Source organism: Arthrobacter sp. GQ119 (assembly GCF_059759125.1).
The window spans coordinates 45,363-62,672 of the sequence record NZ_JCAXEA010000010.1 but is presented as its reverse complement, the minus strand read 5'-3'; the positions used below and the strand labels follow the sequence as shown (position 1 = coordinate 62,672).

Sequence of the window (17,310 nt, the reverse complement as noted above, 5' to 3'; positions counted from 1 at the left end):
AAACCCCCCGTTGTTTCTTGCCCTCGGAGCCATTCCGGAAGGGACGCTCCTGCACAGCCTATCCGGGACCGGCCGCACTAAGCTTGAGGCATGACTTCTCCTGCTTCAGCCACCGTGCTGGTGTTTCTCGACCCGGACTATGAATTCGGTCGGATCGCCGACCCCACCCAGCCCCAGCTGATGGCCACCGATTTGGGCGCCACGCGGGGCGATGGCGTATTCGAGTCCATGCTCGCCGTGGCCGGCCGGACCCGGAAGGTCCAGGCGCACCTGGACCGGCTGGCCGGTTCTGCCCGAGCACTCGACCTGGACATACCGGACCAGGACACCTGGCGGCGCGCCATCGAAACGGGCGTTGCGGCCTTCCGTTCCGATAACCCGGCTGCCTCACGCGAAGAGGACGAGGCCGTGGTCAAGCTCCTGGTGACGAGGGGCGTCGAGGGCGCCGCGGGGCCCACCTGCTGGGTTCAGGTGTCCCCCGTCGGGGCGGCAGGCCGGCGCCAGCGCGAAGCGGGCATCGACGTCATCCTGCTGGACCGCGGCTACGACAGCGATGCCGCCGAGCGAGCACCCTGGCTCCTGCTCGGCGCCAAGACACTCTCCTACGCGGTCAATATGGCCGCCCTGCGCCACGCCCGCAAACAGGGCGCCGACGACGTCATCTTCACGTCCTCCGACGGCCGCGTGCTGGAGGGGCCGACGTCGACCGTCCTGCTGGCGCAGGTCGAAGAGGCCGACGGCGGCGCAACGGTCAGGCGGCTCATCACGCCCCAGCTGGACAGCGGCATCCTTCCGGGCACCTCGCAGGGTGCGCTGTTCGCCGCCGCGAAGGCTGCCGGCTGGGAACTGGGTTACGGCCCGCTGGAACCTCAGGACTTGTTCGACGCCGATGCCGTGTGGCTGATTTCCAGCATCCGGCTGCTGGCGCCGGTGAACCACATCGACGGGAAAGAGATTGGCACGCCGGCGCTTCGGAAGCAGCTGACGGCTGAGCTGGCAGAGCTGTTCGCCGGGATCGAGTAACTGCGCGGGATCCTGTAACTGCGTGGCCGTTTCTTCCATGACGCGATAGGGGTATGGTCTGCCTCAGGAGGCGTGCACATGGACTGGACGCTGGAACGATCGGATTCGCCGCTGCGTGGATGCCTGCCATCCAACGCCGTACGGGTGACGAATAACCGGCATGAGCAAGGCAGAAAAAAAGAACCTGCGGTACTGCGACTACTACTGCTTCATGTCACTGGCGGACTTTACTGCGTGGGTCCAGGATGACAGCGGCAATGAACCGGACATGTCCTTTACGTGAGCGTCCCGCGCCTGCCAGCCGGGCCGGCGAACGGCTACACCATGGCTGAGCCCATCGGGGGCAGACCCATCTCCCTGTGGTTGGCCACCGCCGGGCAGACCGGTTATCCGTCCCTGGCCACCGACGTCGAGGTGGACGTTGCGGTGATCGGCGGCGGCGTCGCCGGACTGACGGCGGCACTGGCCCTCAAACGGGGAGGCCTGACGGTGGCCGTCCTTGAGGCATCCCGCGTCGGCACCGGAGTCACGGGACACACCACCGGGAAGGTCACCTCCCTGCACCGGCTCGCCTACGCCGAACTGGCAGAGCGCCACGGCGCCTCCACGGCCCGCACCTACGGCGAGGCCAACCAGGCCGCCCTTGAACACATCGCACGCACCGTGTCCGAGGAGAACATCGACTGCGGCTTCCGGAGGGTGTCCAACTACACGTACGCGGAATCGCAGGACGCTGCGGACCAGGTCCGTGCCGAAGCAGACCTCGCCGCACGGCTCGGGCTGCCCTCCTCTTTCACGACAGACGTGCCCTTGCCTTTTCCTGTGCGGGCTGCCGTTCGCTTCGACGGCCAGGCGCAGCTGCACGCGCTGAAATACCTGCAGGGACTGGCTGCGGCCGTGGACGGGGATGGCAGCTTCGTGTTCGAGGCAAGCCGTGTCTCGGGCCTACGGGACGGAGCACCGGGCGTGGTGGACACCGAAGGGGGATCCGTCCGGGCGCACGACATCATCGTCGCCACCAATGTCCCGTTCGGGGACGAAGGATCGTTCGAGACACGGTGTTACCCGCACCGCTCCTACATCGTGGCTTCCCGCGCACAGCTGCCAGCCATGGACGCCACCTTCATCAGCGCGGACGAGCCGCTGCGCTCCATCCTGACCATCGACGTGGAGGGCACCAGCTATGTACTCACCGGAGGGGAAGGGCACCGCGTGACCGACGGCGGCGACTCCGCCGAACGGTATGCCCGGCTGGCGGCATTCTCCCGGGACCGCCTCGGCGCCGGGAATGCCGAATTCCGCTGGTCCACGCAGGACATCATGACCGTGGACGGGCTGCCCTACGTGGGGCTCATGTCCTCCGGGGGCCAACATGTGCACGTGATCACCGGACTGCGCAAGTGGGGCCTGACGAACGGCACCGCCGCCGCGCTGATCCTCGCCGACACCCTCGGCGGAAGGCGCAACCCGTGGGCCGCGGTGTTCGACAGCAACCGGCCCATGCCGCCGGGCGCGGAGATCCCCGCCCTGCTGCAGGCCAAGCCGCAGGAGGCCAGGACGCCAGCTCCCGGGCTTCCGGCTCCGGGTGAAGGGACGGTTGTTGACGCGGACGGGGAGCCGGTGGCTGTCTACGCCCACCCCGACGGGAAGCTGCAGGCTGTCTCCGCCGTCTGCACCCACCTCGGCTGCACCGTGGGATTCAACGCGGAGGACGCTACCTGGGACTGCCCCTGTCACGGGTCCCGGTTCGCCACGGACGGCACCGTTATCCAGGGCCCGGCCACGGCAAACCTCCAGTCAAAGCTGGTGCCCGGATCCGCGAAAACTGGTACGTGAAAGGTGGGTTCCGAAAAAAACAGACAATTCAGATGCAGCCGTTGTACTCTTCTAGAACGGTCTGACCGCCTAATCCGAGGGGATGGGCAGGTCAGCCCGGGGTTCCGGGCTCAGCCGGAACCAGGAGCCATAAAGGAATAGCCGATGTCCAGGGATGAATCCTCCGTTCCCGCATTGACAAACTCACTACCCGAGGGCTTGGGGGCCCAGGCAGCGTTGCCAGGGGATGTGGGCGAAATAACTGTGCGCTGGCAAGCCCAGGAAATTATTGACGTGCTGCTGGCGGAGTCCGATCCTGCCAGTGACAGGACCCGGAAGAGGCTCCGCGACCTGGTCGCGGCGCATCCGGACCATCCCGAGCTCGCACTCCTTGAGCACCTCAAAGTGACCACGTCACTCGCCAATCACGAAGGTGCCGTACCCTTGACGGTCGAGCCGGCCCAAGCAGCGGAATTGCCCGCGCCGGTTCCCTTCACCAGACGCAGCAGGAACAAGATCGAGGCCGTCCTCGGTGACAAGATGCTGATGACAGCCTTCCAGCCGGTCCGGAAGCTTCCGGACGGGCAGGTCATCGGTGTCGAGGCCCTGACGCGCTTCGTGAGCGATGACGGCGCCAGCGCCGACCACTGGTTCAACGAGGCGGAATCGGTGGGCCTGGGCGCAGACCTCGAAATCGCCGCGCTTCTCCGGGCACTCACTGCGGCACATTCCGTCCCCGAGCCCCTGTTCATCGCCCTGAACCTCACGACCGCCACATGCCTGGATGCGCGCATTTATGGATTACTGGAGCACTCCCAGCTTCCGATGGACCGGATCATCATCGAGCTCACAGGCCAGGTGGCCCCTGACCAGTATCCGACGCTGGGCGCTGCCCTGGCACCGCTGCGCAGGCGCGGGCTCCGGATTGCCGTCGACGGCGCCGGCGCGGGCTTCACGTCGATGGACCAGATTCTCGAGCTGAGCCCGGATGTCATCAAGCTGGACCGCCGCTTCATCGAGAACATCGACCATTCCGAAGGACAACGGCTCCGTGGCGCTGCCATGGCGGAGCTCGCGCGTTACATCGGCGCGGAGCTCACGGCGGAAGGCATTGAAACCGTAGCGGAACTGAGCGCGGTGACGGAGCTTGGGCTGACTGCGGCCCAGGGGTACCTTTTGGGCCGGCCGTCCGTTCATCCGCTCGACTGGAACTCCTGGATCCGGTCCGAAAGCGAAACCGCGGCGAGCGGCCCTTCTTTCTGACCGGGAAGGCTACGTCCTGACCGGAGAAGCGCGTCAGCTGACGTAGTCCTCCGCCAGGTCCGCGGCCAGGCGGATGTGGTTGTCCGCCAGCCACTCGGGGTTGAAGGCCTTGCTCAGGTAGTTGCGTCCGGTGTCCGGGGCGATGGCCACCACCACGGACCCGCGCGGGGCGGCCCGTGCCACGCGGAGGCCTGCCGCCACCGTCAGCCCCGACGACGGGCCGAGGGACAGCCCCTCCTCGTTGAGCAGCCGATGGGCGGTGGTGTACACCTCGTCGTTCGGGATGCGGAGGAACCGGTCCAGCAAGCCGCGGTCAAAGACCTTCGGCCAGTCCGGTTTGGGCCAGGAGTTGCCCACGCCGTCCACCAGGATCTGGCCCGGATGCCCTCCGCTGTACACGGAGCCGTACGGATCGGCGCCGATCACCTCGACGTGCCCCGCTGACTTTTCCTTGAAGTACCGCCCGTTCCCGGTGATCGTCCCGCCGGTGCCGACCCCCGCCACGAAGTGCGTGATCCTCCCCGCCGTCTGCTCCCAGATTTCGGGCGCGGTGCCCTCGTAGTGGGCCATCGGGTTGGCCGGATTGTCGAACTGGAGGGGCCGCCACGCGCCCGGAATTTCCTGCGTGATGCGGGCTGCCACCGCCCTGGCATTCGACGGAGAGTCCGACGGCGCACTCCAGTCCGTGAACACCACCTGCGCCCCGTACCGCCTCAGCGCCTCCAGCTTTTCCGAGGAAATGGAATCACCGGTCACCACCACCACAGGATGCCCGGTGAGCGCCCCGATCAGCGCCAGCCCGATCCCGGTGTTCCCGGAGGTGCTCTCCACGATCGTGCCGCCGGGCCGCAGCTCCCCGCTGCGTTCGGCCGCGCGCACCATGCTCAGCGCCGTGCGGTCCTTGATGGAGCCGCCGGGGTTTTCCGATTCCAGCTTGACGAATACCGTGCTGCCCAGGCCCCGGCTGAGCGCTGCCAGGGGAACGAGCGGCGTGTGGCCGACGCGCGCCAGGACGGCTCCGGCGTCGGCCCCGAGGTCCACCACGGCCGCCGCGTGCCGCGGTTCGGGCCTGCCTGTCACCGTGCTCATGCTTCGCCTCCTGTATCGTCCGTCTCCTCCGGCGGCAGCCGGAGTTCCGCCAGGCCGGGCAGCAGGTCCCGCAGTGCTGCGCGGCCCCGCTCCACCAGGGCTGATGCCGGCAACTGCTCGGACAGGAGCCGGAAAAGACGGTCGACGACGGTGCCGGTCCCCTTGCCGAGCGGCCGCGACTCCGCCGCAGACTCCCTGCCGCCGACCTCCGCGGCCTGCGCTTCCGACAGCAGATAGGCGGCCGTCAGCGCCTCAATGGTGAGCAGCTTCGAGGCGGCCTCCACCGATTGCTGCAGCTGCTGGAGCGCGAGGGGTGCCAGCGTGGAGTGGTCCTCCACGTCGGCGGAGAGCGTGGGTGCCCCCAGCGTTGCCGGCGCCGCGAGAAATTTCAGTTCAGCCAACAGGCCTGCTGCCGAATACCAGAGGAGGCCCGGCAGTTCCTCGGAAGCCAGCGGGGTGCCGCTTCGGGCTGCCTCCAGGTTCAGCTGCCGGATGAGCCGCTGGGGCGGGTACAGCTTGGCGATGCGCCGCTCGCTGCTGATGCCCAGGTGCGCCAGCCCCAGCCGCAGCGCTTCGAAGGCGAGGGCCAGCTGCATGGGCTGGAAGTTGCCGCCGGACACCATCCGGCCGGTGGCCAGCTCCGTCAGCGGGTTGTCGCCGCGGCCGTTCAGCTCCACTTCCAGGGCGCCGGCCAGGGCAGTGACCTGGGCACGGAACGCGCCGTGCGTCTGCGGCGCGGCGCGGAAGGAGAGGGCGTCCTGCACCGACACCTCACGCCTCGGGTCCTCCAGCCAGCCGCCGCGCACCAGACGCCGGACGTTCGCGGCCGAGATCCGCTGACCGTCCACCGCCTTGGCCGCCTGCACGGCCGGCGAAAACGGGCTGAGGTTCCCGCCGCCGTCGTACCGTCCGGTAGCCTCCAGCGACAGAGCGAGAGCGGTGTCCGCCAGGTCGGCCAGATGCAGCAGCCGGGCCAGCGCCAGGGTGCCTGCCCCGATCGAGTATGAGTTGGCGCTGACCAGCGCCAGGGCCTCGCCCGCGGCCAGCACGAGCGGCTCAAGGCCAGCCGCGGCGAGCGCCGCCGCGCCGGAAATGATGCTCCCGTCGGGTGCCAGTGCCTGTCCTTCACCGATGGCGACGGCGGCCACCGCGGCCAGCTGCGTCAGGTCTGAGGAGCCGACGGAACCGTCGCGGGGGATGGCGGGAAGCACACCCCGGTTGAGCAGTTCTGCATAGAACCGGGCTGCTTCAGGGCGGACGCCGGAGCCGCCGCGGGTGAAGCCGATCAGCCTCGCGAGGATCACGGCCCGGATTTCCTCCGGAGCGAGTACGGCGCCGATCCCGCTGTGGTGGTAGCGGACCACCTGCACCTGATAGTCGAGGATGGATTCTTCCACCACAGCCGTGTCCCGGCCGGAGCCCAGCAGGGTGTTCAGCCCGTAAACCCTGCGGCCGGAGTCGATGGCCGACTGGACCACATCCCTGGAGAGGCCCATCAGCTCCATTGCGTCAGCGCTCAGGACGACTTCGACCGTCGGATCGGAGGCGACCCGCGCCACGTCGGCGGCTACAAGGTGTGCCGTGCCGATCAGGAAGGTGGCACGTTTTGCGTCCGGCAGCAGGCTGTCCGGCCTCCGTGTCCCGGCCATGGCACTAGAAGTCCAGCAGGTTCCGGCGGAGGCCGCCGTCGCTGTAGCTTGTCCGCAGCAGTCCGCGGCGCCGGAGCACCGGTGCCAGTTTGTCCAGCACGCCGTGCACGGTGGCCGGGTCCACGAAGCCGGAGAAGAGGAAGCCGTCCCCGCCAACAGCGGCGCCTGTTTCCTCGAGGTGGTCGGCGATTTCCTCCGCGGTGCCGATGATGCTGTCCCCGGCCCCACCGCTGCGGGCCTGCAGGATCTCCCGCAGCGTCGAGCCCGGCGGGGCAGCCTTGGAGAAGTGTTCCAGCGTGCCCTGGTTGCTGTTGGTGCTCAGTTCCGGCAGCGGCTCGTCCAGGTCGAACTGTTTGAAGTCGATGACGGACAGATATGAGATCGAATTAAGCTGGCTGTCCACGTCCCGCTGCGACAGCTCCCGCCGCGCGGCCCGCAGCTCCTCCGCCTCGGCTTTGGAGCCCACCACAGTGGGCTTGAGGACGAACAGGACCTTGACGTCGTCGGGGTTCCTGCCCGCCTTGGCGGCTTCGGCCCGGATGGAGTCGCGGTAGGCCTTCATGCCCTCGGAGCCGCGGGCCAGCGCTATGGCAACGTCCGCGTTGCCTCCCGCGAAGGCCTTGCCGCGCGGCGATGCCCCGGCCTGCACCAGTACTGGCTCCTCCGGCAGGGGAGCCGTGTTCAGCGGGCCGCGGACCCGGAAGAATTCGCCCTCGTGGTGGATGGGCCGCACCTTCGTGTGGTCGGCGAAGACCCCGGCCCCGGCGTCCTCCACGATGGCGTCCTGGTCCCAGCTGCGCCAGAGCTTCCGCACCACGTCCACGAATTCCTCCGCCTTCTCGTAGCGGAGGTCGTGCTCGATTTGCTGGTCCAGCCCGTAGTTCTGTGCGGCGAGGTCGCTGCCGGAGGTCACCACGTTCCAGCCGAGCTGGCCGTTGGAGAAGTGCTGCAGCGTGGCCAGCAGCCGGGCCGCCGTGAACGGCGGATAAAAGGAGGCGCTGACGGTGGGGACGATGCCGAGGTGCTCCGTGGCGGAGAGCAGGTACGGGACAAGGGCCAGCGGATCGTGCTTGGGCGCGAAGGAGGCCTGTGCCAGCGAGACTTCGGCGCTCCCGCCATAGGTGTCGGGGACGGTGAGGGAGTCCTCGATGATGAACAGGTCCAGTCCGGCCCGCTCGAACTCGCGTACGGCATGCTGGTACAGGCCGGGTTTTTTCCAGTCATAGCCGATCCCGTAACCGGGTGTCCCCCAGCCCTGGACCCCGAACCCGTGGCCCACAAACCACCCAAAGTGCAGCATGGGGTCGACTGTATTGGCATTCGATTCGTTCACTGGTGCCTGGTTTCATCCGGCGTTGCGGCGGTTCATCTCCCGTCATTATGCACCCGGTCGTGATCTTTGTAACCGACGCTGCAGGCCTCCAGCGTTACGGAACATGACGACGGCGGCGGTGCGCGCCGGCGTCGTCGGTGTTACTTTTTTGAGGAGTAATGAGAACCGGCGCCAAGCCCTGACTGGCCGGTCGGCAACCCTCCCTTTCGCGGCGGGGTGCCTCAGGTGAATACTCGGCAATCGACCACTCGAGCTGCAAGCGTGAGAGAAGGAGATCCGTCATGACGGACGCGCCCGCCGGCGCCACCCTGCCGGCCCCGCAGGACAAACCTGAGGAAAAACTGGCCTACCGCCTGATCACCGGACCGGACAACCGTGCCTTCTGCGAACGCATTTCGGACGCCCTGGCCGAAGGGTATGTGCTGCACGGCAACCCGGCAGCCGCGTTCAACGGCAGGGACGTGATCGTGGCGCAGGCGGTCATCCTGCCCCTCGCCGTCGCAACAGCTGATGCCGCCGTGGCCACCGCCGTGGACCGGCTGGACTCGGACGAGAACCTCGACGCCGAAGCCTTCGAGGGGCACGCATGAGCTACGCCGGAGACCTCACCCCGCACGAAGCATGGACCAAGCTGGAGGAGGGCGCCGTCCTGGTGGACGTCCGCACCGAGGGCGAATGGGCACACATCGGCATCCCCGACACCAAGGCCACCGAGAATGACCCGCTGTTCATCCAGTGGACCTTCCCGGGCGGCATCCCCAACCGGGCCTTCATCGACGAGCTCAAGCAGCAGGCTCCGGAGGACGGCGGCGCCGAGCTCGTCTTCCTGTGCCGCTCCGGCCAGCGCTCCATTGCCGCCGCCATCGCGGCGACCCAGGCCGGCTTCACCTCGTACAACGTCCTCGAAGGCTTCGAGGGAGAGCCCGACCGGTACGGTGAGCGCACCGTCAACGGCTGGAAAAACCGCGGTCTGCCGACAAACCTGGGAAAGAACTAAGTGACCTTCAATCAAGATGCCGCCGGCTGGAGTCCCGAGACCCAAGCCGTCCGCGGCGGGCTGGACCGCACCAATTTCCAGGAGACCACTGAGCCGATCTTCCTGAACTCCGGCTTCGTCTACGAGTCCGCGGCCGCTGCCGAGCGCGCCTTCACCGGTGAGGACGAACGCTTCGTCTATTCCCGCTACGGCAACCCGTCCGTGGCCACCTTCCAGGAGCGCCTCCGCCTGCTCGAAGGCACGGAAGCATGCTTCGCCGCGGCGTCCGGCATGTCCGCCGTTTTCACTGCCCTGGGCGCCCTGCTGGCCACCGGGGACCGCGTGGTGGCCGCCCGCTCGCTGTTCGGCTCCTGCTTCGTGATCCTCAACGAAATCCTGCCGCGCTGGGGCGTGGAGACGATCTTCGTGGACGGTCCGGACCTTGAGCAGTGGCGCACGGCCCTCTCGGTGCCCACCACTGCCGTCTTTTTCGAGTCACCGTCCAATCCCATGCAGGAGATTGTGGACATCGCCGCCGTCAGCGAGCTCGCCCACGCGGCCGGCGCGACCGTCGTCGTCGATAACGTGTTCGCCACTCCCCTGCTGCAGCGCTGCGGCGACCTCGGCGCCGACGTGATCGTCTATTCGGGCACCAAGCACATCGACGGCCAGGGCCGCGTGCTGGGCGGCGCCATCCTGGGCACCAAGGAATTCATCGACGGACCCGTCAAGCAGCTGATGCGCCACACCGGGCCTAACCTGTCCGCGTTCAACGCCTGGGTGCTCACTAAGGGGCTGGAAACCATGGCGCTGCGGGTGAACCATTCATCGGCCACCGCGCTGCGCCTCGCCGAATGGCTTGAGGACCAGCCGGCCATCAGCTGGGTCAAGTACCCGCTGCTGAAGTCCCACCCGCAGTACGAGCTTGCCGCCAAGCAGATGAAGGCCGGCGGCACCGTGCTCACCCTGGAACTCGCGACGACGGCGGGCCAGTCGGCCAAGGAGGCCGCCTTTGCGCTGCTGGACGCCCTGAAGATCATCGACATCTCCAACAACCTCGGCGACGCCAAGACCCTCATCACCCACCCCGCCACCACCACGCATCGTGCCATGGGGCCGGAAGGTCGCGCAGCCATCGGGCTCAGCGACGGCGTGGTGCGGCTGTCCGTAGGCCTGGAGGATCCCGAGGACCTGATCGGCGACCTGGAGCAGGCGCTCAAGCAAATCTGAGGTCCTGGGTTGGCAGGACCGCCGGTTGGGCGGTCCCCTGGTCCGGTCCTTGGTCCAGTCCCGCGGTCAGCTTTCCGGCCTCAGGGCAGTCCGCCACGCTCCGGCCGCCTTGGCCGCGCTGAATGTCCAAGTCGCGGTGCCGCTGGCGCCCGCCGTAGTCTGTGCCCGGTCGGCCTGCTCGGCGATCTGGCCGTTGGCCGCCTCCCACCGCTCCGTCCACCCCGTGGGCGCCGTCGCACCCGGCGTTGCCGCGTCGAAGCCGACGCCGCCAATCAGCCGGGCACCATCCCTGGAGGTCGTGACGCTGGGGACAGTGATGCTCGTGGCGGTATACGTCGCGTTGACCGCCGTGGCCACCGCGCTGTCCAGGGGCGTTGTATTGCTGACGCCGTCGTAGGCCGTAATGCCGCCGCCCCACTTCACGGCCTTGCTCAACGTCCAGGTGTACGTTGCCGGATCCGCGGACCCCACGACGCGGTAGTAGGCGAAGACCCGTGCGCCCGATGTGGTGGTGCTGTTGATTCCCAGCCCGTTGACGATGGCGGTCCAGCCGGCCGGCACCGCCGCCGTGGGGTTCAGGTCCGCGGTAAACGAGGCGACCAGGACATCCCCGGCCGTTCGGCCTGCAGGCGCGGCGAGGGAGACCGTGCTGGTTGCCGTTGTCGCGTTGGCCGTGGTTGAGCTGCGGACGGAGATCCCCAAGCTGGTGCCGTCGGACGGGTTGACCGTGATCGTCCTGGTGGTCGACGACGAGCCTGCCGCGTTCGTGGCCGTCAGCCGTGCCGTATAGGTGCCGGATGCGCTGTAGGTGTGGGACGGGTTCCGTGTGGTTGAGGTGCTGCCGTCACCGAAATTCCAGGCCCATGACGTCGGCAACCCCACGGATGTATCGGTGAAGCTCACCGTCAGGGGAACCGTGCCGGTGGTTGGCGTGGCCGTGAACGACGCGACCGGGGCGGTGTTCCCGGGCGGGGTGCCGAGGCTGCGGTCGGAGAACCAGTAGCGCTTGGTGACGTTGTTGCTGGCCATGACGACGATCCCGGTGGCGGCGTTGACGCTCTGCTTGGTGCTGGTCACGTCGTTCATGTTGGCCGAGCTGGCGTCCTCGATGATCGGCGTGCCGCGGCCTGCCCCGAAGACGGGGTTGTCCATCGAGGCGGTTTTTTCGTAGATGCTGCCGGCGACGCCGGAGAACGGGCAGCCGCTGACCGAGGTCGAGGGCGCGGTGTGGAAGGCGCGGACCAGGTTGTTCTCGGTATCGAGCATGATCTGCGGACGCGACACGCAGTCCCCGGTCCGGGCGATCGTGGTCTGGGAGAACGCGCCCGTGCCTGGCTTGAACACCACCAGCACCAGCTGGGCCAGGTTCGGGTCGTTCGAACCGTCGTTGAGGCTGGTTTTCACTGCCGCGTAGACGCGGCCGGAAGGATCTGTCTGCAGCGTCTTGATGTTCAGGTGATCATCAACCTTCTTGTTGCCTTTGATGGCTTCCTTCACCTTCCACGATGACGCCGCCCTCGCGCTTTCGCCATCGTTGTGGGTGGCCCACCATGCGGTTCCGGTGGCCTGGTCCGTCCACATGATCCCGATTTCATCACCGTCGAAGGCGACGATGGCGGACAGGTCATCGGGGGTCGGCCTTGGATCCGCCGCCCCGGGCACCACGAAGGGCGCTCCCCAGCTCGTTCCGCCGGGGGCGGAGTTGTTGACATAAACCGTGCTGGTTGTGCCGGAGACCTGGGTCCAGCTGGCCCAGACCGCACCGGTGGAGTCCTTGGCGATGGTCAGCGACTCACTGCTGTTGTTCGAGATGGTGGTGGGAAACCCGGTGCTGCGCGTGTAGGTCCCGTTGGAGTAGCTGTACCTGTAGAGGCGGGCCGGCTGTCCGGCGGCTGAGGCACCTGCTGTGACCACGTTGGAGGCGATGTACAGGTGCGTGCCGTCCCACAAGGTGTCCGAAGATGTGCTGGCCCGGCTGTCGCTGCGCACCCCGGTGTCCACCCACGTATCCGTGTCCCGGTCCAGCCGGTAGATGCTCCAGCCGCTGCCGGTCTTCCACATATTTGCCCACCAGGAACCGTCGTTCCACCACAGTTTGCTCTGCGGTTTGTCTGCCGTCGGCGGGTTGAGCACACCGGAGTACGCGATGCTCGGCGTGCCCACGGTGGCCGCCTGGGCCCCGCTGGCGGCCACGAGGCCCCCTGCGGCGATGATGCAGGCGACCATGGGCAAGGCGAGCAGTTTGCTAAGCCAGCGGGTTCTTTTCATCTTTGGCGCCGTTTCTCTGGGGGTAGGCTGCCCCATCATGCGCCGGTGCCGTCTTGAAAAACCTTGGAAAACCTTGGAGCGGACGGGCGTGCCGACCGCATGCCCACCCGGTTTGGGGGTTATTTCCGCTCCTAAGCCGGACCGGTTTATGTTCCGCAAACGCTGTCAGGCGCCCCCGTCAGCCATCCTCGACAGTGAGCCGGACCTCCACCTCGTCCCCGGCGCTGATGCGTGCGGCGGTCCGCACGGCCTTCTTCACGGGGAGCAGGTACGACCCGCTCTGCGTGTCGGGGAAGAGGGAGGTCTGCCACGTCTGGCCACCGACGTCGGCAGTCACCCTGACCGAACCGAACCCCTTGCGGAGCAACGCCGTCGCCTCACGGACCTCCTCGCCCACATCCACGGGCAGCGTGATGAAGTGCCATCCCGCTTCCCCGGGGTAGAGCCATAGTTCGGAGCGGAACGTGTACGACGTGGTCACGGTCCGGGTATCGCACCTTAGTCACAACAGAGAATGGATTGAAATTAGGTAGGCTCAGACCGCGTGCAGTTCCCGTGCGGCCACAGCTGAGATCAGCATGGAGCCGGCGGCCATGACGGGGTCAATCACCGGTATGCCCAGCCTGCGCCGCAGAACGTCTGCCATGCCGATGCTGGTCAGCCCGGTGCTTGCCTCGACGATGACATCCGCCCCTGCATCAACCAGCATGTGGGCCGCGGCAAGGGAATCAAAAATGCCTGTCGGCATCAGGAACCCCTCGGGCGTCTCCACACTCTCAGGTCCGTCGATCAGCAGCATGCGGTCGCCGAGGGCCTCGGAAATCGGACCCGGCACCGACTGCTTGAGGCCCAGCACGCCCACGCGCCCACCAAACGAGAGCGCGGCCGCAGCGGCAGCGGACCCAGCCCCGATCACAGGAATGCCCACTACGGAGCGCACCTCGGCCAGGCCGGGATCCGCAGCGCAGCTGACGATCAGGGCGTCAACGTCATCGGCCATGTCGAGGGCCAGGTCCACAACCTTCGGAACCGCCGCCCGAAGCGACTCCTCGTTGTAGACACCGGACGGCTGGCCCGGGATGCAACGCGATGTCACATCGAAGCCGAAGGATTCCTGCAGCAGCTTTCCGTGTGAATTGAGCAGACGCCGGTCTGACGTCGTCAAAGCCCGGATGACACCTACACGCATGATTGCGCCTTCCCCCGAATGGATTCTGTGGTTCCAGCGTAGCCAGCCGATATTTCCTGTGGTTTACGGAAAAATGACCATCGGAAACACCGGCGGCACGCCGCCCGGGCGGCGGGACCACATCGGACCGGGAGGGTCAGGGCTGGCGGACGCGGAGCAGCTCGGGCGCGGGTTCCGTCCGGGGATCGGAGTTGCCCGACATTCCCCGCGTGGTGGCACGCACGGCGTGAGCGACGACGGCACCCAGCCCGCCGTCGTCGGGCGCTGCTTTTGCAATCACTGTCTGCCGCACGCTGCGCTGCTCCTCAGCCCCGGTGCCGCGTTCAAGAATCGTGGCGACGCCATTCCGCACGAACTCGAGTTCGCCCTGCTCGGCCAGCACAGGTTCCAGGTAGTCCACCAGGGAGGCCACGACGTCCGCGGCCGGCGCCGGGCGGAAGCTGCCAAAGTCCAGCAGGTCGCCGCGAACGCCGAAATTGCTCGCCTGCCAGGACGCCATCCGCAACAGCACTGTGGGGACAGGCGCGGGCTCGACGCCTTCGCGCCACTCCCGCCCCGCCGATTCCACGAGTGCCCGGACCAGCACAGCGATGAGCGCGGCATCCTCTGCGTGGAGGCAGACGTCGGCAACCCTGACCTCCACTGTGGGATGGTTGCGGGACAGCCGGGCGTCGAAATAGATCATGCCTTCGTCCAGCATGACGCCGGTCTCCAGCAGCCGGATCACCACCCGGCGGTAGGCAGGGAGGCTGCCGAAAATGCCCGACGGCCCGGCCGTCGGCCACCGGTTCCAGGCCTGGGTCCGGTAGCTCGCAAAACCGGTTTCCAGCCCGTTCCAGAAGGGCGAGTTGGCGCTGAGTGCCGTCAGCACCGCCATTTTGTCCCGGATCCGGTCCAGGATTCCCACGCCTTCCTCCTGGGATTCGATATAGGTGTGGACGTGGAATCCGCAGGTCAGCTGCTCCTGGGCGGTCAGGCCAAACCGTTCGAGCATGCGGGCGTACCGCGGGTCCGGGGTGGTGTGGCTGGCCAGGGCGAGCGGCGACGTGGCCAGCGCGGCGACGCGGGCGCCCTGTTTTCGGGCCGCCTCGTCCGCCATGGCCCGGCCGGCCCGGATCTGGCGGAGGAGTTCCACATGGTCCAGGCACGGGCGCGTCTGGGTCTCGATCTGCTCAAGCTTGAGCTCAAAGCTCAGGCCCATCCCGCTGTCGTCGAACTCGGTTTCCCCGTGCGGTTCAAACAGACGCGGCTTGTCCGGGGCATCATCGGCTGCCAGCTTCCGGCCAGCCAGCAGCGCATCGGCGAGTGCCAGTGGCTCCCCGGTCTTCGGATCCACAATCAGCAGCTCTTCCTCGACCCCAAACGTCCGCATGCGTACATTGTCCGTCAGACCAGCGAAAACGTCCCGGACATGACGAAGCGCGAACTGGCACGTGACGCCCTCAAATTTCTCGTTTGAGGGCGTTAGCTGCCAGTTCGCGCTGTGTTGGCCCTGGGTTTCAGTCCTGGAAGTACTCGATGCTGGCGCCGATGGTATTAAGGCGCTCGGCCAAGTCCTCATAGCCGCGCTCGATGACGTAGATGTTGCGCAGCTCGGAGACACCCCGCGCCGCGAGCATGGCCAGCAGCAGGCAGGCGGCCGGGCGCAGGGCCGGCGGGCAGCCGACCTCCGCGGCGCGCCACCGGGTGGGGCCGTTCACATAGATCCGGTGCGGATCCAGCAGCTGCACGCGCGCCCCGAGCTTGTTCAGCTCGGTGAGGTAGATGGCCCGGTTCTCGTAGACCCAGTCGTGGATCATGGTCTGGCCCTCGGCGTTCGCGGCGATAACGGCGAAGAACGGCAGGTTGTCGATGTTCAGGCCGGGGAACGGCATGGGGTGGATCTTGTCCTCCGGCGCGCGCAGCTCGGAGGGCTTGGTGGTCACATCCACCAGCCGTGTGCGCCCGTTGCGGGCCATGTACTCACCGGACACCTCCAGTTGCTGGCCCATCTGCTCCAGCGTGGCCAGCTCGATCTCCATGAACTCGATGGGCACCCGGCGGATGGTCACCTCGGAGTCGGTGACGATGCCGGCGGTGATGAGGCTCATTGCCTCGATCGGGTCCTCCGAGGGGAAGTATTCGATGTCGACGTCGATGGACGGCAGGCCGGTGATCTTCAGGGTAGTGGTGCCGACGCCGTCGATCGTCACGCCCAGGCGCTGCAGGTAGAAGCAGAGGTCCTGCACCATATAGTTGGGGCTCGCGTTGCGGATAACCGTGGTGCCGCGGCGGTGGGCCGCCGCCATGATGGCGTTTTCGGTGACGGTGTCGCCGCGTTCGGTCAGAACGAAGGAGCGGTCAAGGTCGTCGGAAGCAGGTGCCTGCACCGTGTAGAAGCCTGCGGTGGCCTCCACCGAGAGCCCGAACTGGCGCAGCGCCTGCATGTGCGGCTCCACGGTCCGGGTGCCGAGGTCGCAGCCGCCCGCATAGGGCAGCCGGTATTCATCCGCCTCGTCCAGCAGCGGCCCCAGGAGCATGATCACGCTGCGGGTGCGCCGTGCGGCCTCGACATCCATGGAGTCCAGGTCCAGGTCTGCGGGCCGGCGGAGCCGGAGATCGTTGTCATTGAGCCAGGTGCACTCGACGCCGATGCTGGTGAGCACCTCCACGATCCGGTTGACTTCCTCGATGCGGGCCAGGCGGCGCAGCGTGGTGGTGCCACGGTTGATAAGGCTGGCGCAAAGGAGCGCGACGCCGGCATTCTTGCTGGTGTTCACGTCAACGGAGCCGGAGAGTGTCCGGCCGCCTTCCACGCGGAGGTGGGTCATCTGGGACTTGCCGAGCTGGACGATGCTCTGGCCGAAAATCGCCTCCAGGCGCTGGATCATTTTCAGGCTCAGATTCTGCTTGCCCTGCTCCATTCTGGCCACCGCGCTTTGGCTGGTTCCAAGTTCGGCGGCGAGCTGTTCCTGGGTCCACCCTTTCTGCCCGCGGGCGTCGCGGAGCATCATGCCAACCTGTTCAGCAGTCTCTTGAGTCATACCTAAAAAATATCACAAATGAGGTATTTCGGTGAAGGACGCACGCTAGCGGGTCGCAGAGACCGCGCGCTACCCGCCTCATGCGATAAATTCCAGCACGCCCGCTTACCGACGGCGATACCGGTCCTCCACCCTGCCCGTTTTTGCCGCCCGCCCTGAGTAATACTCTGCCGGGCTCGCGCGAGGGCCTTGACCGGGAAACGACGCGGGCGCAAGCTAGCTGCTAGCGGTTGCGGCCAATAGTGAGGAATGGGAGGCCGCCGTGTCCATTTTCAGTTCCGGGGTGCTCGGCAACAAGCGCCCGACCAGGCAGCAGGCCACCGCCCTGCTGTCCTTCGTGGTCGCGACCGCAGTGGGATTCGTTCCCGGCCCCCGCCTGGATGACGGCTCGCCGCCGGCCCCCCCGTCATCCGTGACCCGGCCGTCCCCCTCCCCCACCGGGCCGTCCCCAG

At 67.2% G+C, this 17,310-nt stretch carries 15 protein-coding genes and 1 riboswitch; of the genes, 7 read left to right on the top strand and 8 right to left on the bottom strand.

Annotated elements, in window-relative coordinates:
* Positions 1 to 90: 90 nt before the first annotated feature.
* The 4 genes from AC6CH3_RS10980 to AC6CH3_RS10965 all read left to right on the top strand — a co-directional run bounded on the left by AC6CH3_RS10980 (position 91) and on the right by AC6CH3_RS10965 (position 4,101).
* Positions 91 to 1,023, top strand: coding sequence for an aminodeoxychorismate lyase (locus AC6CH3_RS10980; RefSeq protein ID WP_498132466.1), 933 nt, complete (start codon positions 91 to 93; stop codon positions 1,021 to 1,023).
* A gap of 160 nt (positions 1,024 to 1,183) precedes the next feature.
* Positions 1,184 to 1,306 (top strand): hypothetical protein, encoded by a 123-nt coding sequence (locus tag AC6CH3_RS10975; protein WP_400580152.1) that lies wholly within the window; start codon positions 1,184 to 1,186, stop codon positions 1,304 to 1,306.
* 41 nt (positions 1,307 to 1,347) lie between these two features.
* The gene (locus tag AC6CH3_RS10970; RefSeq protein ID WP_498132465.1) at positions 1,348 to 2,859 is read left to right on the top strand and encodes an FAD-dependent oxidoreductase; all 1,512 of its coding nucleotides are present in this window, start codon (positions 1,348 to 1,350) and stop codon (positions 2,857 to 2,859) included.
* 144 nt (positions 2,860 to 3,003) lie between these two features.
* On the top strand, positions 3,004 to 4,101 hold the full coding sequence (locus AC6CH3_RS10965) for an EAL domain-containing protein (protein WP_498132464.1): 1,098 nt from the start codon (positions 3,004 to 3,006) through the stop codon (positions 4,099 to 4,101).
* Positions 4,102 to 4,134: 33 nt separating this feature from the next.
* On the opposite strand, the gene AC6CH3_RS10960 is transcribed toward AC6CH3_RS10965, so the two are convergent.
* Genes AC6CH3_RS10960 through AC6CH3_RS10950 form a run of 3 tightly spaced genes read right to left on the bottom strand, consistent with a single transcriptional unit; the run spans position 4,135 to position 8,139 of the window.
* On the bottom strand, positions 4,135 to 5,190 hold the full coding sequence (locus tag AC6CH3_RS10960; RefSeq protein ID WP_498132463.1) for a PLP-dependent cysteine synthase family protein: 1,056 nt from the start codon (positions 5,188 to 5,190) through the stop codon (positions 4,135 to 4,137).
* A complete protein-coding gene (locus AC6CH3_RS10955) occupies positions 5,187 to 6,839 on the bottom strand; it encodes an aromatic amino acid ammonia-lyase (RefSeq protein WP_498132462.1) in 1,653 nt (550 codons plus the stop codon). The genes AC6CH3_RS10960 and AC6CH3_RS10955 overlap by 4 nt, the downstream gene beginning before the upstream one ends.
* Before the next feature lie 4 nt (positions 6,840 to 6,843).
* Positions 6,844 to 8,139 (bottom strand): NtaA/DmoA family FMN-dependent monooxygenase, encoded by a 1,296-nt coding sequence (locus tag AC6CH3_RS10950; protein WP_498132557.1) that lies wholly within the window; start codon positions 8,137 to 8,139, stop codon positions 6,844 to 6,846.
* A gap of 187 nt (positions 8,140 to 8,326) precedes the next feature.
* Positions 8,327 to 8,440: riboswitch (SAM riboswitch) on the top strand.
* A gap of 13 nt (positions 8,441 to 8,453) precedes the next feature.
* On the opposite strand from AC6CH3_RS10950, the gene AC6CH3_RS10945 reads away from it, so the two are divergent.
* From AC6CH3_RS10945 to AC6CH3_RS10935, 3 genes are read left to right on the top strand one after another with little or no spacing between them, the layout of a single operon-like run.
* Positions 8,454 to 8,762, top strand: a complete 309-nt coding sequence (locus tag AC6CH3_RS10945; protein WP_494035777.1) for a DUF1737 domain-containing protein — start codon at positions 8,454 to 8,456, stop codon at positions 8,760 to 8,762.
* Complete coding sequence (locus AC6CH3_RS10940; RefSeq protein ID WP_498132461.1) at positions 8,759 to 9,169, top strand: rhodanese-like domain-containing protein; 411 nt, start codon at positions 8,759 to 8,761, stop codon at positions 9,167 to 9,169. The genes AC6CH3_RS10945 and AC6CH3_RS10940 overlap by 4 nt, the downstream gene beginning before the upstream one ends.
* Positions 9,170 to 10,378 (top strand): O-succinylhomoserine sulfhydrylase, encoded by a 1,209-nt coding sequence (locus tag AC6CH3_RS10935; RefSeq protein WP_498132460.1) that lies wholly within the window; start codon positions 9,170 to 9,172, stop codon positions 10,376 to 10,378.
* Between the two features lie 66 nt (positions 10,379 to 10,444).
* Here the strand turns inward: AC6CH3_RS10935 and AC6CH3_RS10930 are convergent, their stop codons facing one another.
* The 5 genes from AC6CH3_RS10930 to AC6CH3_RS10910 all read right to left on the bottom strand — a co-directional run bounded on the left by AC6CH3_RS10930 (position 10,445) and on the right by AC6CH3_RS10910 (position 16,858).
* Complete coding sequence (locus AC6CH3_RS10930; RefSeq protein WP_498132459.1) at positions 10,445 to 12,646, bottom strand: PKD domain-containing protein; 2,202 nt, start codon at positions 12,644 to 12,646, stop codon at positions 10,445 to 10,447.
* Between the two features lie 178 nt (positions 12,647 to 12,824).
* Positions 12,825 to 13,127 (bottom strand): DUF1905 domain-containing protein, encoded by a 303-nt coding sequence (locus AC6CH3_RS10925; RefSeq protein WP_498132458.1) that lies wholly within the window; start codon positions 13,125 to 13,127, stop codon positions 12,825 to 12,827.
* A 54-nt stretch (positions 13,128 to 13,181) separates the two neighbouring features.
* The gene (locus AC6CH3_RS10920; RefSeq protein ID WP_498132457.1) at positions 13,182 to 13,835 is read right to left on the bottom strand and encodes an aspartate/glutamate racemase family protein; all 654 of its coding nucleotides are present in this window, start codon (positions 13,833 to 13,835) and stop codon (positions 13,182 to 13,184) included.
* A 136-nt stretch (positions 13,836 to 13,971) separates the two neighbouring features.
* Positions 13,972 to 15,207: a glutamate--cysteine ligase 2 gene (locus tag AC6CH3_RS10915; protein WP_498132456.1), complete on the bottom strand. Its 1,236-nt coding sequence runs from the start codon at positions 15,205 to 15,207 to the stop codon at positions 13,972 to 13,974.
* Positions 15,208 to 15,334: 127 nt separating this feature from the next.
* Positions 15,335 to 16,858, bottom strand: coding sequence for a UDP-N-acetylglucosamine 1-carboxyvinyltransferase (locus AC6CH3_RS10910; RefSeq protein WP_498132455.1), 1,524 nt, complete (start codon positions 16,856 to 16,858; stop codon positions 15,335 to 15,337).
* Between the last annotated feature and the right edge of the window lie 452 nt (positions 16,859 to 17,310).

Bases quoted from the DNA above. Each gene is read 5' to 3' on its own strand.
- AC6CH3_RS10980 (WP_498132466.1), top strand. From the start codon at position 91: ATGACTTCTCCTGCTTCAGCCACCGTGCTGGTGTTTCTCGACCCGGAC.
- AC6CH3_RS10975 (WP_400580152.1), top strand. From the start codon at position 1,184: ATGAGCAAGGCAGAAAAAAAGAACCTGCGGTACTGCGACTACTACTGC.
- AC6CH3_RS10970 (WP_498132465.1), top strand. From the start codon at position 1,348: ATGGCTGAGCCCATCGGGGGCAGACCCATCTCCCTGTGGTTGGCCACC.
- AC6CH3_RS10965 (WP_498132464.1), top strand. From the start codon at position 3,004: ATGTCCAGGGATGAATCCTCCGTTCCCGCATTGACAAACTCACTACCC.
- AC6CH3_RS10960 (WP_498132463.1), bottom strand. From the start codon at position 5,190: ATGAGCACGGTGACAGGCAGGCCCGAACCGCGGCACGCGGCGGCCGTG.
- AC6CH3_RS10955 (WP_498132462.1), bottom strand. From the start codon at position 6,839: ATGGCCGGGACACGGAGGCCGGACAGCCTGCTGCCGGACGCAAAACGT.
- AC6CH3_RS10950 (WP_498132557.1), bottom strand. From the start codon at position 8,139: ATGCTGCACTTTGGGTGGTTTGTGGGCCACGGGTTCGGGGTCCAGGGC.
- AC6CH3_RS10945 (WP_494035777.1), top strand. From the start codon at position 8,454: ATGACGGACGCGCCCGCCGGCGCCACCCTGCCGGCCCCGCAGGACAAA.
- AC6CH3_RS10940 (WP_498132461.1), top strand. From the start codon at position 8,759: ATGAGCTACGCCGGAGACCTCACCCCGCACGAAGCATGGACCAAGCTG.
- AC6CH3_RS10930 (WP_498132459.1), bottom strand. From the start codon at position 12,646: ATGAAAAGAACCCGCTGGCTTAGCAAACTGCTCGCCTTGCCCATGGTC.
- AC6CH3_RS10920 (WP_498132457.1), bottom strand. From the start codon at position 13,835: ATGCGTGTAGGTGTCATCCGGGCTTTGACGACGTCAGACCGGCGTCTG.
- AC6CH3_RS10915 (WP_498132456.1), bottom strand. From the start codon at position 15,207: ATGCGGACGTTTGGGGTCGAGGAAGAGCTGCTGATTGTGGATCCGAAG.
- AC6CH3_RS10910 (WP_498132455.1), bottom strand. From the start codon at position 16,858: ATGACTCAAGAGACTGCTGAACAGGTTGGCATGATGCTCCGCGACGCC.